The sequence below is a fragment of the Vreelandella malpeensis genome, assembly GCF_020622355.1.
Taxonomy (GTDB): Bacteria; Pseudomonadota; Gammaproteobacteria; order Pseudomonadales; family Halomonadaceae; genus Vreelandella; species Vreelandella malpeensis.
On record NZ_WHVL01000003.1, the window covers coordinates 1 to 16,479 of the forward strand.

The window sequence follows — 16,479 nt, forward strand, 5'->3', positions numbered from 1 at the left end:
CCATTGTCCAATATTCCCCACTGCTGCCTCCCGTAGGAGTTCGGGCCGTGTCTCAGTCCCGATGTGGCTGATCATCCTCTCAGACCAGCTACGGATCGTCGCCTTGGTGGGCCGTTACCCCACCAACCAGCTAATCCGACATAGGCTCATCCGATAGCGGGAGCCGGAGCCCCCTTTCTCCCGTAGGACGTATGCGGTATTAGCCTGGGTTTCCCCAGGTTATCCCCCACTACCGGGCAGATTCCTATGCATTACTCACCCGTCCGCCGCTCGTCAGCGGGTAGCAAGCTACCCCTGTTACCGCTCGACTTGCATGTGTTAAGCCTGCCGCCAGCGTTCAATCTGAGCCATGATCAAACTCTTCAGTTTAAGATCGATGTAATCCTTACGTGTCATCCGAAGACAACAAAAGCGGATCAAACTTGGCTCAAGGTTCAAACGAAGTTACTGTGATACTGATTCCACAGCGCTACTAAAAAGTAGCGCTAGGAAGAGTATCGCCGTGTTCGTCTGCCTTGATATTTGGTGACTTGTCACCCTCATCGGCAAACGCCCACATGAATTACCTGATCATATTTTTAAAGAGCGATTCGCTGAAGCTCGACATTGGCTCGATGACCGGAGCCGCTTGCCTCAGCGAGGAAGGCGTATTCTACGCATTCCATGGTGTTTGTCAACCGCTGATTTTCGCGGTGGACGTCAGCCTCGAACATCTCGCTAACCTCCTGACAAACCGAAGGTTTTACCCTTCTTCACCGCTGGCGACGCTGGGCGTCCCCGGCAGCGGATGCGTACTTTACGGATTCGCTGCCGGGAGTGCAAGGGGTTTTTCAGAAAAGAATCACTTCAACGTCACACGGGCGTAACGCTTCTTGCCCGCCTGAATAACGTAGGCCTTGCCGGTGGGCAGCATGGTGCTGGGCGCCACCACCTCGCCATCGACCTTGACGCTGCCGTTCTTGAGCATGTCCTTGGCCTGAGCGCTGTTCTTGGTGAGCTCGGAGCGATTGAGCACGGTGGCGATCGGCGCGGTCTCGGCGCCCTCGAAATCGACATCGACCTCGGGCAGGTCTTCCGGCAGCTCGCCATCGGCCAGCTGATTGCCGGCGGACTTGTGCGCATTAGCCGCTGCTTCCTCGCCGTGGTAGCGGGCGATCAGCTCGCGGGCGAGCTCCATCTTGACGTCGCGCGGGTTGGCGCCCTGCTCGACGCCTTGCTTGAGTGCATCGATCTCGTCGTTGGATTTCAGCGACAGCAGCTCGAAGTAGCGCCACATGAGGCTGTCCGGCATGGAGACGAGCTTGTTGAACATCGACCCCGGCGCCTCGTCGACGCCCACATAGTTGCCGAGCGACTTGGACATCTTCTGCACGCCGTCCAGACCCTCGAGCAACGGCATGGTGATGACCACCTGCGGCTCCTGACCGAAGTGCTTCTGGATTTCGCGCCCCATCAACAGGTTGAACTTCTGATCGGTACCCCCCAGTTCGATATCGGCTTCCAGGGCCACGGAGTCGTAGCCCTGCACCAGCGGGTAAAGGAACTCGTGAATCGCGATCGGCTGGTTGGCCTTGTAACGCTTCTCGAAGTCGTCACGCTCGAGCATGCGCGCCACGGTGCTTTTCGCTGCCAACTCGATCATCTTGGCGGCGGTCAGTTCGCCGAACCACTCGGCGTTGAAGCGCACCTCGGTCTTCTCGGGATCGAGGATCTTGAACACCTGCTCCTTGTAGGTTTCGGCGTTGGCCTTGACGTCGGCTTCGGTGAGCGGTTTGCGGGTGACGTTCTTGCCGGTCGGATCACCGATGCGTCCGGTGAAGTCGCCGATCAGAAAGATCACGGTATGGCCCAGATCCTGAAACTGGCGCATCTTGGTGAGCAGTACGCTGTGACCGAGGTGCAGGTCCGGCGCGGTGGGATCGAAGCCCGCCTTGATGCGCAGCTTGCGCCCGGAGGCGAGCTTCTTTTTCAGCTCGTCTTCCACCAGGATTTCGTGCGTTCCCCGCGTCAGCAGTGCCAGCGCCTGATCCAGCTCACTCATTGCCTCTCTCCACTCTAAGCTTTGCCCGCCCGGGGCACGGATGATACATAGCCGGCAATGTTACCATGCCAACCGTTCCCGGTTGAGACTTCACCGTCCTGGATGACGCTTCATGAACAACGCAAACCCCACCTCGCTCTACGTCGGTCTGATGTCCGGCACCAGCCTCGACGGCATCGATGCCGCCCTGGTCGAAATAACGCCGGAGGCGCCCCCCCGGCTTATCGCCACCCATGCCGAGCCGATGCCGGTGGCTCTTCGCCAGGCGCTGCTGACTCTTTGCCACGCGGAGCACGCCCGCTTTGCCGAGCTTGCCCACGCCGAGGCCACGTTCTGCGCGCTGCAGGCCCGCGCCGTCACTGCGCTGTTGAAAGAGGCGGGCGTGGCGCCGGAGGAGGTTCGTGCCATCGGCAGCCACGGCCAGACCATCGAGCACGCCCCCGAGGGCCACGCCGGTGGCCCGGCCTACACGCTGCAGCTCGACAACCCGAGCCTGCTGGCGGAACTCACCGGCCTTGCCGTGGTGGCGGACTTTCGCCGTCGCGACCTCGCCGCCGGCGGCCAGGCTGCGCCGCTCGCCCCGGCGTTTCATCAGGCGCTGTTCGACGGCGAGCACGCCGAACGTCTGATTCTCAACCTCGGCGGTATCGCCAACGTCACCTGGTTGCCCGCCGACCCCGCCGCACCGGTACTCGGTTTCGACACCGGCCCCGCCAACGTGTTGATGGATGCCTGGTTCGCGCGTCACGTCGCCACCTCCACGGCCCGCTTCGATGAGGACGGTGCCTGGGCGAAGCGCGGCCGGGTGGACGAGACGCTGCTTACTCACCTGCTGGAGGAGCCCTTCTTCGCGCTCGCGCCGCCGCGCAGCACCGGGCGCGAGCTGTTTCACGAGGCGTGGCTCGACGCTCACCTGAGCGGCGAAGAGCGCGCGGTCGATGTGCAGGCAACGCTTGCCGAGCTGACCGCCGTGAGCGTGGCCCGGGCCATCGATGCACTCCTGCCCGACGCCCCACCCATCACGCTGATCACCGGCGGCGGCGGCGCCCACAACGCGCATCTGATGAGCCGGCTGGCCCACCACCTGCCCAACGCCACGCTTACTTCTCCCGCCGCCTTCGGCTGGCCGGAGGACTGGATCGAGGCCGGCGCCTTCGCCTGGCTCGCCCATCGGCGCCTGGAAGGCCTGCCCGGCAACCTGCCCTCGGTCACCGGCGCGCGCGGCCCCCGGGTGCTCGGCGGCCTCTTCGCCGCCTGAGGCACGCTCGCGGCTCGGCCCTCAGGGCTTGGTGAGCACGCCGTTGGCGCGAGTCTGGGCCTCCTCGAAACTCACCTTGCCCTGCTTGACCAGCGCCGTCAGCGAGGCGTTCAGCGTCTGCATCCCTAAGTTCACCCCGGTCTGCATCGCCGAGTAGATCTGGGCGACCTTGTCCTCGCGGATCAGGTTGCGCACCGCCGAGGTGGCGATCAGGATCTCGTGGGCCGCCACGCGCCCGCCGCCCTGCTGCTTCAACAGCGTCTGTGCCACCACCGCCTGCAGCGACTCCGAGAGCATCGAGCGCACCATGGACTTCTCCTCGCCAGGGAAGACGTCGATGATCCGATCGATGGTCTTCGCCGCCGAGGTGGTGTGCAGCGTGGCGAACACCAGATGCCCGGTTTCCGCCGCGGTCAGCGCCAGCCGGATCGTCTCCAGATCGCGAAGCTCGCCCACCATGATCACGTCCGGATCCTCGCGCAGCGCGCTCCTCAAGGCATTGGTGAAGCTGTGGGTATCGCGGTGCACCTCACGCTGGTTGACCAGACAGCGCTTGCTGTCGTGCACGAACTCGACCGGGTCCTCGATGGTGAGGATATGCTCGAAGCGGTGCTCGTTGATGAAATCGATCAGCGCCGCGAGCGTGGTGCTCTTGCCCGACCCGGTGGGCCCGGTCACCAGCACCAGGCCGCGTGGCAGCATCGCCAGGCGCTCGAACACTTCACCCAGGCCCAGCGCCTGCATCGACAGCACCTCGCTCGGGATGGTGCGAAACACCGCACCAGCGCCGCGCGCCTGGTGAAAGGCGTTGACCCGAAAGCGTGCCACCTTGGGCAGCGCGTAGGAGAAGTCGGTCTCCAAATGCTCCTCGAACTCGCGGCGCTGGCGCTCGTTCATGACCGCATGGATCAGCGCGAGCACCTCCTTGTGCGTCATCGCGGGCACGTTGAGGCGGTGGATGTCGCCATCGACCCGGATCATCGGCGCAAGGCCGGCGCTCAAGTGCAAGTCGGATGCATTCTGCTTTGCCGAGAATGCCAGCAGTTCGGTAATATCCATCTCTCTTCCCCGGCGGTATGAGGACCTTCAGTATGACAGAGATCGCGCTAGGCGAATCCTTGGAACAGGCGCGGGCACGTCTTGCCCGCGCCCTCGACGCCGCCGGGCGTCCGGCGAGCGGCGCCCGGCTGCTGGCGGTCAGCAAGACCAAGCCGGCGTCGATGCTGCGCGACGCGTGGCACCACGGCCAGCGCGCCTTCGGCGAGAACTACCTGCAGGAAGCGCTCGACAAGCAGCAGGCCCTTACGGATCTTGACGACATCGAGTGGCATTTCATCGGCCCGCTGCAGTCAAACAAGACCCGCGCGGTGGCCGAGCACTTCGCCTGGATGCACAGCATCGAGCGCGAAAAGATCGCCCGGCGCCTGAGCGAGCAGCGCCCCGCGCACCTGCCGCCGCTCAACGTCTGCCTGCAGGTCAACGTAAGCCGCGAGCCGAGCAAGTCCGGCGTCGCCCCCGAAGACACCCTGGCGCTGGCCCGGGCAGTCGCCACACTCCCGGGGCTCGCGCTGCGCGGGCTGATGGCGATTCCCGCGCCGGCCACGAACATCACAGAGCAGCGCGTGTCCTTCGCCGCGCTGCAGGCGCTTTTGCGCGAGCTCCAGGAGGCACTGCCCGAGGCGCCGCTCGACACGCTCTCGATGGGCATGAGCGATGACCTGGAGGCCGCCGTCATGGAGGGCGCCACTCTGGTACGCTTGGGCAGCGCGATCTTCGGCGCGCGCCCGGCCAAGCCTGAAGGCACTACCTGAGCCACGACGCACCCGCCGCCCCGCGCGGCCCATTTTCACGACAAAGGATTTTCCATGGCGAACACCATCACCTTCATCGGCGCGGGCAACATGGCCAAGGCGATCATCGGCGGACTGCTCGACAGCGGCGTAAGCCCCTCGAGCATCACCGCCACCGCGCCGAGCGATGACGGGCTCGCTCCGCTTCGCGAGCGGCTCGGGATCCACACCCAGACCGACAACGTCGAGGCGGTGAAGGGCGCCGATGTGGTGATCCTCGCGGTCAAGCCGCAGATCATGAAGAGCGTGTGTGCGCCGCTTGCCGAGGCCGTGCAGGCCTACAAACCGCTGATCGTTTCGATTGCCGCAGGCCTCGAAGCCGCTACAATCGACGGCTGGCTCGGCGGCGGTACGGCGCTGGTACGCTGCATGCCCAATACGCCGTCACTGGTCGGCGTCGGCGCCAGCGGCCTCTTCGCCAACCCGGCGGTGTCGGATGCCCAGCGCGCGTTGGCCACGGAGCTCATGGAAGCGGTGGGCATCGTCGAGTGGGTGGAGCAGGAGTCGCTTCTGGACGCGGTGACGGCGGTTTCGGGCAGTGCGCCGGCCTACTTCTTTCTGATGTTCGAGGCGATGGAAGAGGCCGGCGTCGCCCAGGGACTCTCCGCCGCTACCGCGCGGCGCCTGGCGATCCAGACCGCGCTGGGCGCGGCCACCATGGCCGGCCAGAGCAAGCACGATCCGGCCACGCTCAAGCGCAACGTCATGTCGCCCGGCGGCACCACCGAGCGGGCGATCGCCCACTTGGAAGACGCCCAGCTGCGCGACACGATAAAGGGCGCCATGCAGGCCTGCGCCCGGCGCGCCGCCGAGATGGCCAACGAGCTGAGCGCGGACTGATCCGCACCAGAACACCCAGCACGATTCAACGTAACGGAGACGCAAGCAATGGGCAGCCAAGTGGGTAGCGCCGGGTTGATGCTAGTCAACACCCTGATCAACATATATTTATTCCTGCTGATGCTGCGCTTTCTGCTGCAAGCCTCGCGCGCGGACTACTACAATCCGCTGAGCCAGTCGGTGGTCAAGATCACCCAGCCGGTGGTCGGCCCCTTCCAGAGTTTTCTGGGACCGGTCGCCGGACGCTTCGACCTGGCCACGCTCGCCGCGGCCTTCGTGCTCAAGGTCGTGAGCATCGTCGCCATCTTCATGCTGTTCGGTATCGGCATGCCGCCGGTGGTGCAACTGGTGATTGCCGGCATCGCGGCACTCGCCAACGCCATCTTGAAGATCTACTTCTTCGCTCTGATCGTGATGATCATCCTGAGCTGGGTCGCGCCCAACGCCAGCCATCCGGGGGCGCTTCTGGTCATGCAACTGGTGGAGCCGATCATGGCGCCCGTGCGCCGGGTGATCCCGCCGCTGGGCATGATCGATCTCTCGCCCATCGTGGTGTTCATCGCCATCAACCTGATCGATGGTCTGGTGGTGGGCTCGCTGATTCGCCAGGCTGGCGCTCCCGGCGCACTGGTGGGGCTTTGAGCGCGCACCGACCGGGCCGTGTCCGCCGAGCGCCTTCGACACCCATTCACCGCAGGATAGACGCCTTCGATGCCTGATTCAGACACGCGACCCGGCGCGGGCCGGCCGGCGAACTCCGTCGGCCTGGTCACGCCCCACGTCGCCAAGTTCGACACGCCCCTGCCGCTGGCCTGCGGGCGGGAGCTTCCCGAGTTCGAGCTGATTTTCGAGACCTACGGCACGCTCAATGCCGAGCGCACCAACGCCGTGCTGATCTGCCATGCGCTGTCGGGGCACCACCACGCCGCCGGCTACCATCATCCGGACGACACCAAGCCCGGCTGGTGGGACGCCCACATCGGCCCGGGCAAGCCGATCGACACCGACCGCTTCTTCGTCGTCTCGCTCAACAACCTCGGCGGCTGCCATGGAAGCACCGGCCCCGTGAGTCACAACCCGGCGACCGGGCGCCAGTGGGGGCCCGACTTTCCCCTGGTGACGGTGAGCGACTGGGTGGCAAGCCAGGCGCGCCTCGCCGACCATCTCGGCATCGAGCGCTTCGCTGCCCTCGTCGGCGGAAGCCTTGGCGGCATGCAGGTGCTGCAGTGGACGATCACCCACCCCGAGCGGGTCGCCAACGCGGTGATCATCGCCGCCACCCCGCGGCTCTCGGCGCAGAACATCGCCTTCAACGAGGTCGCCCGCCAGGCGATCCGCTCGGACCCGGAGTTTCACGGCGGCTGGTACGCCGAGCACGACACGGTGCCCAAACGGGGCTTGAAGCTTGCGCGCATGGTGGGCCACATCACCTATCTTTCCGAAGACGCCATGGGCAGCAAGTTCGGCCGCGACCTCAGGGCCGACGACCTGAACTTCGGCTTCGACGTGGAGTTCCAGGTGGAGTCCTACCTGCGCTATCAGGGCGACACCTTCTCCACCGCGTTTGATGCCAACACTTACCTGTTGATGACCAAGGCGCTGGACTACTTCGACCCCTCGGCGGCCTGCGACGGCGATCTCGCCTGCGCGCTGGCGCCGGCCCAGTGTCCGTTTCTGATCGTGAGTTTCACCACCGACTGGCGCTTTCCGCCCTCGCGCTCCAGGGAGCTGGTCGATGCGCTGATCCGCGCCGGCAAGCCGGTCAGCTACGCCAACATCGAATCTCCCCACGGCCACGACGCCTTCTTGCTGCCCGAGCCACGCTACGAGGCGGTGTTCGACGCCTTCATGACGCGCGCAGCGGGCGATCTCGGCCTGGCCGCCCCCCGCACGGAGACCCAGGCATGATGCGTACTGACCACGAGCTGATCGTCGACTGGGTGCCACATGACGCCCACGTGCTGGACCTGGCCTGCGGCGACGGCGCGCTGCTCGAACGCCTGGGCCGCGAGAAGGGCGTGACTGGCTACGGGCTCGAGATCGACCCCGCCGGCATCACCGAGTGCGTGGCGCGCGGGGTCTCGGTGATCGAGCATGACCTCGACGACGGGCTGGGCAACTTCTGCGACCAGAGCTACGACCAGGTGATCATGACCCAGGCGCTGCAGGCGCTGCGCCGCCCGGACAGAATGCTCGACGAGATGCTCAGAGTGGCCAACGAAGGGATCATCACCTTCCCCAACTTCGCCTACTGGCGCCACCGGGTGTATCTGGGCCTGCGCGGCTACATGCCGGTCTCGAAGTCGCTGCCCCACGCCTGGTACGACACGCCCAACATTCACCTCTCCACCTTCAACGACTTCGAGCAGCTGTGCCGCGAGAAGGGCCTGGTGATCGTCGACCGTGCCGTAGGCGTGGGCGAGCATCGCGGCCACTGGACCTCCCGGTGGTGGCCGAACCTGTTCGGCGAGATCGCTGTGTTTCGCGTGCGCCGTCGCTAGAGGCGCACGCTCACGGGCCGCTCGATGAACACCGACGAGGGTGCGCCCGCCTCCCACCCGACATTGATGGCGTAGGCCAGCACCTCGACCCCGTGGGTCACGGCGGCATGAAAACCGGCGGCGTAGGCCGGGTCGATGTGGGTGGCGGGGCCAACACTTTCGATGCCCTGGCGCGCCACGCAGAACACCAGCACCGCGCGCTCGCCCTGGTGGGCAAGCGCTTCGAGAGACTGCAGGTGCTTGAGCCCGCGAGTGCTGACGGAGGCCGGAAAGTAGCCCAGCCCATCGTCCTCCAGGAGCGTGACCTGCTTGACCTCGAGATAGGCGCGCCGCCCGCTCGCCGTGTCCTCGAGCAGAAAGTCGAGCCGCGAATCATCCACCTTCACCTCGCGGCGCAGCGTATTGTAGCCCGCTAGCGCGTCGAGCCTGCCGGCGGCCAGCGCCGCCTCGACGATGCGGTTGGCACGCCCGGTGTGAATCGAGGCAAGCGCTATCCCGCCGTTTTCATTCGGCAGCTCGATCAGCTCCCAGGTCCAGGCGAGCTTGCGCTTGGGATTGTCGCTTGGCGAGAGCCACACCCGGCAGCCCGGCACGTTGACGCTTTTCATCGAGCCGGTGTTGGGGCAGTGGGCGGTCACCTCGCGCCCGTCATCCAGGCGCACGTCGGCGAAGAAGCGCTTGTAGCGGCGCAGCAGCACACCCGGCACCAGGCCCTGGTAGGCGATCATGAACGCGCCACGAAGCGAGCCAGGCGCACCAGCGCCTCCTCGAGGCGCGCGACTTCTGCGGTGAAGGCGATGCGCACGAAGCGCTCGCCGCCCTCGACGGCGAAGTCCACCCCCGGAGTGATCGCCACATTCTCCTCCTCGAGCAGCCGCTGGCAGAACGCCTGGCTGTCGTCGCTGTAGCGAGAGATGTCGAGCCAGACGTAGAACGCTCCCTGGGGCGCGACGTCCGGGGCGAGCCCCAGCGCCGCGAGGCCATCGAGCAGCACCTGGCGGCGCGCCTTCAAGGTCGCCCGGCGCGCTTCGAGCTCTTCCCGACACTCCGGCGTGAAGGCGGCGAGCGCGGCGTGCTGGGATGGCGTCGGCGCGGCCAGAAAGACGTTCTGGGCAAGCCTCGTCAAGGGCTCGACCGCACGCTCCGGCGCTACCAGCCAGCCCAAGCGCCAGCCGGTCATGCCGAAGTACTTGGAGAAGCTGTTGACCACGAAGGCATCATGGGAGAGCGCCGCGGTCGAGAGCGGCGCATCGTCGAAGTTGAGCCCTTGGTAGATCTCGTCGACCAGCAGTTCCCCGCCGCGCGCCGCCACTGCCTCGCACACGCCGGCAAGCGCGGTCCGGTTCAGGGTGTGGCCGGTCGGGTTCGACGGCGAGGCGAGCATGGCCAGGCGCGTGGCCGGCTGCCAGTGGCGCTCGATCAGTGTAGCGTCGAGCTGCCAGCCGGTCTCGCGGCCCACCGGGACCGCGTCGATCTCGGCGCCGGCCAGCGCCATGAAGTGGCGGTTGCAGGGGTAGTTGGGATCGGCCATCAGCACCCGGTCGCCGCCGCTCACCAGAAGTTGACTTGCCAGCAGCAGCGCCCCGGAGGCACCGGGGGTGACGATGATGCGCGCAGGATCGACGCGGGCGCCGAAGTGATCACGGTAGTGACCGCTGATCGCCTCGCGCAGCGCGGGCAGCCCCGCCGCCGGCGTGTAGCGGGTACGCCCGTCGGCCAGCGCCTGCTGGCCGGCAGCGACGATCGGCGCCGGCGTGGGGAAGTCGGGCTCGCCCACTTCCAGGTGGATGACATCAAAGCCCAGGGCCTCGCGGGCCTGGGCCATTTCCAGCAGGTGCATGACGCGAAACGGCGCCACCTGCTCAAGGCGTGGATTCCAACCCATGCGGGCTCCTTGATGATCGAACGGTTGAAGTGCGCGGCGGCGGCAGGCAGTAGAACTATCGTCTAATGACGACCATTATGCTTGCAAGGTGCGTCGATTTAGGCTAAACAAGCATCCCTTTGGCGTGACATCGTGGCGTCGTCACGGTCGATCGACAGTCACATAAGTAGGGGGCACTCCCATGCCAGTAGCGGAACAGAAACCGGAAGCGTCCAAATCCTTTACTCCGTACCAGCCGGCACCGGGTGAAGAGTACATGAACGACAAGCAGCTTGCGCACTTTCGCCAGCTGCTTCTCGACTGGAAGCAAGACCTCATGGAAGAGGTGGACCGCACGGTGCGCCACCTGCAGGAAGACGCCAACAACTACGCCGACCCGGCCGACCGCGCGACCCAGGAAGAGGGCTTCAGCCTGGAGCTGCGCACCCGGGATCGCGAGCGTAAACTTCTGAAGAAGATCAACGAGACCATCGAGAAGATCGACGAGGACGACTACGGCTTCTGCGAGGCCTGCGGCGTCGAGATCGGCATTCGCCGGTTGGAAGCGCGCCCCACCGCTACCCTATGCGTGGACTGCAAGACCCTGGCCGAGCTCAAGGAGAAGCAGCTGGGCGGCTAATCGACGTTTGATCGCACTTCTCGAACGGGCACCTTCGCGTGCCCGTTTTCGTGGCTTGCCGCCCCCTTCCACCTGACTCATCATGGGCGCCATGGACACCTCCTCTCGCTATCGTGGCCGCTTTGCACCCACGCCCTCCGGCCCGCTGCACTTCGGTTCGCTGATCGCCGCCCTCGGCAGCTACCTCGACGCCCGCGCCGCCGGCGGCGAGTGGCACCTGCGGATCGAGGACATCGACCCGCCGCGCTGCCCCGAAGGGGCGGCAGACACCATCCTGGCCCAGCTCGAGGCCTTCGGGCTGCATTGGGACGGCCCGGTGGTCTACCAAAGCCGGCGCCACGAGGCCTATCAGCACGCCCTCGAGCAACTGATCGAACGGGGCCTTGCCTACCCGTGTAGCTGTTCGCGCAAGCAGTGGCAGGCGTACGCCGTCTACCCCGGCTGGTGCCGCGAGGGGCTTTGCGAGCCCGGCAAGCCCGTGGCCTGGCGGCTGCGCAGCGATCTCGCCCGGCGCCCCATCTACTGGCAGGACCGGCTGTTCGGCGAGCAGCGCTTCGACCCTGCCGAGCTTGGCGACGTGGTCCTGAAGCGCAAGGAGGGGCTGTGGGCCTACCAGCTCGCCGTGGTGGTCGACGACGCCGAGCAGGGCATGAGCGATATCGTGCGCGGGGTCGACCTGCTCGACAACACGCCCTGGCAGGGCCAGCTCCAGGCAGCGCTCGGCTACCCGGTGCCGCGCTACCTGCATCTGCCGTTGATCGTCACGCGCGAGGGACAGAAGCTCTCCAAGCAGAACCTGGCCCCGGCGCTCGCGTGCCACCCCGATGCGGTACGCCTGGCGCTGTTCCAGGCAATCACCGCCCTCGACCAGGCGCCGCCTGCGGATCTCGCGGATGCCTCGCCCGCCCGCCAGCTCGAGTGGGCGGTGGGCCACTGGCGCCCGGAGCACCTTCGCCCGCTCAGAGAGCGGCCCTTGCCCGAGGAAGACTGACATGTACGTCTATCGACTGGTGCTGTTTCTGGTCTTCGGCGGCTACCTGCTCTCGCCGGTGCTGATGGATGGCTGGGGCGAGCCCGGCACCGTCTGGTATCGCCCCTTCGTGATCTGGGGCGGGCTGATCGCGCTCACCCTGTGGCTCGAACAGAAAAGGAAACTGGATGAGCGTTGAGCTTCTGGGCGTCATCGTGCTCGGCCTTGGTTACTTCACCCTGCTGCTGGGGGCGGGACTTGCGGTGGAGCGCGGCCTGATTCCCGTGCGCGTCACCCGCCACCCGCTGGTCTACACCCTGGCGCTGGGGCTCTATGCCAGCGCCTGGGCGATCTACGGCAGCGTCGAGCTCGCTGCTGAAGCGGGGTTTGGCTATCTTGCCTACTACCTCGGCGCGGCGGGCGTGTTCTTGCTGGCGCCGGTGCTGCTGGTGCCCGTTCAGCGCATCACCCGCACCTACCAGCTCGCCTCGCTTGCCGATCTGTTCGCGTTTCGCTTTCGCTCGCGCTGGGTAGGATCGCTGGTGACGCTTTTGAGTCTGGTGGCGGTGCTGCCGCTGCTGGGCATCCAGGTGAAGACGCTGAGCGAGGCGACCTTTCACCTGACCCACAGCCGCTACAGCGAAGTGGCCACGTTCGTCTTCTGCGCCTTCGTCACCCTGGGGGCGATCCTGTTCGGCGCTCGCCACCGCCACCAGCAGCGTCACGACACCCTGCTCAGCGTCATCGCGCTGGAGTCGCTGATCAAGCTCACCGCCCTGCTCGCCCTCGGCGCCATCGCCCTGTGGGGAGTATTCAGCGGCCCTCAGGATCTGCAGCAGTGGCTCGACGGGCCGGGAGCGGCGGCCCAGGCGGCGACGCCCAAGCTCGACCCTGCCCAGTGGCGCACCCTGCTCTTGCTGTTCTTTGCCGCCGCCTTGTTGATGCCGCATCTTTTCCAGCTCACCTTCGCCGAGAACCTGTCGCGCCATACGCTGTTGCAGGCGAGCTGGACGCTGCCACTGTTCCTGCTGCTGATGGCGCTGCCGATACCGCTGATCTGGTGGGCCGCCCAGGCCCAGCACGGCGAGATATCGATCACCGCCTACGCGGCGTTTCTGCTCTCGACCAACCCTTGGGTCGGGGCGCTCGCCTTTCTGGCAGGCCTGGCGGCAGCCAGCGGCACCATGATGGTGATGGCGATCGCGCTGTCGGGCATGGTGCTCAACCACGTGGTGCTCGTCGCCCGTCCGCCGGAGGCCCGCAGCAACCTCTACGGCTGGCTGTTGTGGCTGCGCCGGGCGCTGATGGTAGGCGTGGTGGCCGGCGGCTGGCTGTTCGCCGAGGGCGTCAGCCGCCACCATTCGCTCACCGACTTGGGCCTGGCCGCCTTCGTCGGCATTGCCCAGTGCCTGCCCGGCATGCTGGCGCTGCTCTACTGGCCCGGCGCCAACCGCAACGGCATGGTGGCGGGGCTTGTCGGCGGGACCCTGGTCTGGTTGTGGGGTCTGTGGCTGCCGCTGCTGCTCGCCACACCTCTCCCACGCCTGCCGTTTCTCGACATGATGCCCGTCGATGCGCCGAGCTGGTACACCACCACGCTGATTTCGCTTTCGGTGAACATCGTGCTCCTGATCGTCATGTCGCTGTTCACCCGCACTTCCGGCGGCGAGCACTCCGCCGCCGAGGCGTGCTCGGTGGATGCGGTGATCCGCTCCAAGCGCCTGCCTCTGGAAGCCGCCACCGCCGGTGACTTCACCCAGCATCTGGCCGGGGCGCTGGGCGACGAGGCCGCCGGCCGCGAGGTCACCCGGGCGCTCAAGGCGCTGAACCTGACGCTCGACGAGCGCCGCCCCTACGCCCTGCGCCGCCTGCGCGATCGCATCCAGGCGAACCTGTCCGGGTTGATGGGCCCATCGGTGGCCCGCGACATCGTCGACCGCTACCTGCCCTACCGCCACGACGAGACCTCGGGCACCGACGACATTCATTTCGTCGAAAGCCGGCTCGAAGCCTACCGGTCGCGGCTGACCGGCCTTGCCCGCGAGCTCGACGGGTTGCGCCGCCATCACCGTCAGACCCTCGCCCACCTGCCGGTCGGACTCTGCGTGCTCGGTGACGACGGCGAGATCACGCTATGGAACCAGGCGCTGGCCGAGCTCTCCGGAATCCCCGGCGACAGCGTGGTCGGCTCGCGCCGCGACAGCCTGCCTGCCCCCTGGCCGGCACTGCTGGCCGGCGTGCTCGAGGCACCCCATACGCCGCTCTACAAGCAGCCCGCCAGGCTTCACGGCCGGGACTGCTTTCTGACCCTGCAGCAGGCCACCCTGAGCGGGCTCGACAGCCGCGGCGGCAGCGTGATCCTGGTCGAGGATCACACCGAGATGAAGTGGCTGGAAGAGGAGCTGGTGCACGCCGCGCGGCTCGCCTCGATCGGCCAGCTCGCCGCCGGGGTCGCCCACGAAATCGGAAACCCGATCACCGGCATCTCGTCGCTGGCCCAGAACCTGCGTTTCGACACCAGCGACCCGGCGCTGCTGGAAACCGCCGACCATATCCAACAACTCACCCAGCGCGTGACGCGCATCGTCAACGCCTTGGTGGGCTTCGCCCACGGCGGACGCCAGGCGCTGCCGGCACCGACCGAGGCGGTGGCGCTCAAGGCGATCGGCGACGATGCGCTACACTTGATCCACCTAGCCCGCTCGGGAGAGGATGTCGGCTTTCTCAACGCAAGCCCTGGCCATGTTGTCGTCAAGGGCGACGCCCAGCGCCTGACCCAAGTGATGGTCAACCTGCTCGGCAATGCCCGGGACGCCTGCAAGGCGGGCGGCAAGGTGATCATCGAGGCCGGCGAGCAGGGCGGCTACGCCTGGTGGCGAGTGACCGACGATGGCGAGGGCATCGCGCCCAGCGTGAAGGATCACCTGTTCGAGCCCTTCACCACTACCAAGCCGCCGGGCGAAGGCACCGGGCTCGGGCTTTCGGTCGCCTACCAGATTATCAACGAGCACCAGGGCCGGATCGAATGCGCCTCCCCGCCGAGCGGCCGGTCGCGCGGCACTGCCATTACGCTCTGGCTGCCGCTTTACCCACAGGATGATCGCCCCCTACATGGCCAGGATACTGATTGTTGAAGACGAAACGATTATTCGCAGCGCCCTGAAACGTCTTCTGGAGCGCAGCGGCTACGACGTCGTCGAGGCACCGAGCGTCGAGGAGGCCGCGCCACTCGCGCTCGCCGAGTTCGACCTGATCATCAGCGACCTGCGCCTGCCCGGCGAGCCGGGCACCGTGCTGATCGACGCCGCCGCCCCGGCGCCGGTGCTGATCATGACCAGCTACGCCAGCATGCGCTCGGCCATCGAGGCGCTCAAGCAGGGCGCGGTGGACTACGTCGCCAAGCCCTTCGATCACACCGAACTGCTCGAGACCGTCGAGCGCATCCTGCACAAGCGCGCCCAGGCCCGGGACGTCGCCCCGGCGATCACCGATGAGCGCGGCACCCGCCAGACCATGATCGGCGACTGCGCGGCGATGCAGCAGGTCTACACGCGCATTCGCAAGACCGCACCGGCGGACGTCAGCGTGCTGATCCAGGGCGAGTCCGGCACCGGCAAGGAACTGGTCGCTCGTGCGCTGCACCAGCAGAGCAAGCGTGCCAAGGCTCCGTTGATCTGCGTGAACTGCGCGGCGATCCCCGAAACGCTGATCGAATCCGAACTGTTCGGTCATGAGAAAGGTGCCTTCACCGGCGCGAGTGCGTCCCGTACCGGGCTGGTCGAGGCCGCCGACGGTGGCACGCTGTTTCTCGACGAGATCGGCGAGCTGCCGCTCGATGCTCAGGCGCGGCTTCTGCGCGTGCTTCAGGAAGGCGAAATTCGCAAGATCGGCTCGGTCGAGACCCGCCATGTCGACGTGCGCCTGATCACCGCGACCCACCGCGATCTACGCGCGCTTTCCCGAAGCGGCGAGTTTCGCCTCGACCTTTACTACCGCCTCAACGTCATGCAGATCGCCTTGCCGCCGCTTCGCGAACGCGAGCAGGACGTGCTCAAGATCGCCGATATCCTGCTCGAAAAAGCCTGCAAGCGCCACGAGCGCCCCGGTCTCAAGCTCTCACGTGCGGCCCGCCAGGACCTTCAGGACTACCCCTGGCCGGGAAACGTGCGCGAACTTGAAAACGCCCTGGAGCGTGGCGTGATCCTGGCCGAAGGCCACCTGATCCACCCGGACGACCTGGGCCTAGGGCCGATCGTGCACCGCCCCGCTGCCCTCGCCCCCGAGTCGGTACCGCTTGACGACGATGAAGAGGATCTGTCGCTGGAGGATTATTTCCAGCATTTCGTGCTCGAGCATCAGGATCAGATGAGCGAGACCGAGCTCGCCCATAAGCTTGGCATCAGCCGCAAGAGCCTGTGGGAAAGGCGCCAGCGCCTGGGCATACCGCGCAAGAAGACGTCCAAACGCCCCAATTGAGTGCATTCGTCGCCCCCACGCGCACCTTCTACGACCAAC

Annotated in this window: 16 protein-coding genes and 1 rRNA gene; 12 read left to right on the forward strand and 5 right to left on the reverse strand. The window is 66.4% G+C overall.

Going from position 1 to position 16,479, the window contains the following annotated elements; genetic code table 11:
• Positions 1–369: ribosomal RNA gene (locus GEV37_RS08260) — 16S ribosomal RNA — on the reverse strand; the annotation flags it as partial.
• 188 nt (positions 370–557) lie between these two features.
• On the opposite strand from GEV37_RS08260, the gene GEV37_RS08265 reads away from it, so the two are divergent.
• Positions 558–866 carry a hypothetical protein gene (locus GEV37_RS08265; RefSeq protein WP_227389775.1) on the forward strand — a complete coding sequence of 103 codons (309 nt, stop codon included), beginning with the start codon at positions 558–560 and terminating at the stop codon, positions 864–866.
• On the opposite strand, the gene tyrS is transcribed toward GEV37_RS08265, so the two are convergent.
• Positions 842–2,041, reverse strand: coding sequence for a tyrosine--tRNA ligase (tyrS, locus tag GEV37_RS08270; RefSeq protein ID WP_227389776.1), 1,200 nt, complete (start codon positions 2,039–2,041; stop codon positions 842–844). The two genes, GEV37_RS08265 and tyrS, sit on opposite strands and share 25 nt — an antisense overlap.
• A gap of 112 nt (positions 2,042–2,153) precedes the next feature.
• Between tyrS and GEV37_RS08275 the strand changes: the two genes are divergently transcribed.
• Positions 2,154–3,299: an anhydro-N-acetylmuramic acid kinase gene (locus GEV37_RS08275; protein ID WP_227389777.1), complete on the forward strand. Its 1,146-nt coding sequence runs from the start codon at positions 2,154–2,156 to the stop codon at positions 3,297–3,299.
• Positions 3,300–3,320: 21 nt separating this feature from the next.
• Here GEV37_RS08275 and GEV37_RS08280 read toward each other — a convergent pair whose 3' ends face one another.
• Positions 3,321–4,358, reverse strand: a complete 1,038-nt coding sequence (locus tag GEV37_RS08280; RefSeq protein WP_227389778.1) for a type IV pilus twitching motility protein PilT — start codon at positions 4,356–4,358, stop codon at positions 3,321–3,323.
• 32 nt (positions 4,359–4,390) lie between these two features.
• On the opposite strand from GEV37_RS08280, the gene GEV37_RS08285 reads away from it, so the two are divergent.
• The 5 genes from GEV37_RS08285 (at position 4,391) to metW (ending at position 8,490) form a co-directional block, all read left to right on the forward strand.
• A complete protein-coding gene (locus GEV37_RS08285; protein WP_227389779.1) occupies positions 4,391–5,110 on the forward strand; it encodes a YggS family pyridoxal phosphate-dependent enzyme in 720 nt (239 codons plus the stop codon).
• Positions 5,111–5,164: 54 nt separating this feature from the next.
• The gene (gene proC / locus GEV37_RS08290) at positions 5,165–5,989 is read left to right on the forward strand and encodes a pyrroline-5-carboxylate reductase (protein ID WP_227389780.1); all 825 of its coding nucleotides are present in this window, start codon (positions 5,165–5,167) and stop codon (positions 5,987–5,989) included.
• Positions 5,990–6,037: 48 nt separating this feature from the next.
• On the forward strand, positions 6,038–6,631 hold the full coding sequence (locus tag GEV37_RS08295; RefSeq protein WP_227389781.1) for a YggT family protein: 594 nt from the start codon (positions 6,038–6,040) through the stop codon (positions 6,629–6,631).
• Positions 6,632–6,700: 69 nt separating this feature from the next.
• The gene (metX, locus tag GEV37_RS08300; protein WP_227389782.1) at positions 6,701–7,897 is read left to right on the forward strand and encodes a homoserine O-succinyltransferase MetX; all 1,197 of its coding nucleotides are present in this window, start codon (positions 6,701–6,703) and stop codon (positions 7,895–7,897) included.
• Positions 7,897–8,490 carry a methionine biosynthesis protein MetW gene (gene metW / locus GEV37_RS08305; RefSeq protein ID WP_227390120.1) on the forward strand — a complete coding sequence of 198 codons (594 nt, stop codon included), beginning with the start codon at positions 7,897–7,899 and terminating at the stop codon, positions 8,488–8,490. Before metX ends, metW begins: the two co-directional genes overlap by 1 nt.
• On the opposite strand, the gene sfsA is transcribed toward metW, so the two are convergent.
• Positions 8,487–9,218 (reverse strand): DNA/RNA nuclease SfsA, encoded by a 732-nt coding sequence (gene sfsA, locus GEV37_RS08310; RefSeq protein ID WP_227389783.1) that lies wholly within the window; start codon positions 9,216–9,218, stop codon positions 8,487–8,489. The two genes, metW and sfsA, sit on opposite strands and share 4 nt — an antisense overlap.
• Positions 9,215–10,375, reverse strand: a complete 1,161-nt coding sequence (locus GEV37_RS08315) for an aminotransferase class I/II-fold pyridoxal phosphate-dependent enzyme (RefSeq protein WP_227389784.1) — start codon at positions 10,373–10,375, stop codon at positions 9,215–9,217. Before GEV37_RS08315 ends, sfsA begins: the two co-directional genes overlap by 4 nt.
• Before the next feature lie 181 nt (positions 10,376–10,556).
• On the opposite strand from GEV37_RS08315, the gene dksA reads away from it, so the two are divergent.
• The 5 genes from dksA to GEV37_RS08340 all read left to right on the forward strand — a co-directional run bounded on the left by dksA (position 10,557) and on the right by GEV37_RS08340 (position 16,440).
• Complete coding sequence (dksA, locus tag GEV37_RS08320; protein WP_227389785.1) at positions 10,557–10,994, forward strand: RNA polymerase-binding protein DksA; 438 nt, start codon at positions 10,557–10,559, stop codon at positions 10,992–10,994.
• Positions 10,995–11,085: 91 nt separating this feature from the next.
• Positions 11,086–11,985 carry a tRNA glutamyl-Q(34) synthetase GluQRS gene (gene gluQRS / locus GEV37_RS08325; RefSeq protein WP_227389786.1) on the forward strand — a complete coding sequence of 300 codons (900 nt, stop codon included), beginning with the start codon at positions 11,086–11,088 and terminating at the stop codon, positions 11,983–11,985.
• Between the two features lies 1 nt (position 11,986).
• Positions 11,987–12,163: a hypothetical protein gene (locus GEV37_RS08330; RefSeq protein WP_227389787.1), complete on the forward strand. Its 177-nt coding sequence runs from the start codon at positions 11,987–11,989 to the stop codon at positions 12,161–12,163.
• Positions 12,153–15,098 (forward strand): ATP-binding protein, encoded by a 2,946-nt coding sequence (locus tag GEV37_RS08335; RefSeq protein WP_227389788.1) that lies wholly within the window; start codon positions 12,153–12,155, stop codon positions 15,096–15,098. The genes GEV37_RS08330 and GEV37_RS08335 overlap by 11 nt, the downstream gene beginning before the upstream one ends.
• Entirely contained in the window at positions 15,076–16,440 is a 1,365-nt protein-coding gene (locus GEV37_RS08340) for a sigma-54-dependent transcriptional regulator (RefSeq protein WP_227389789.1), read from the forward strand. The genes GEV37_RS08335 and GEV37_RS08340 overlap by 23 nt, the downstream gene beginning before the upstream one ends.
• Positions 16,441–16,479 lie beyond the last annotated feature (39 nt).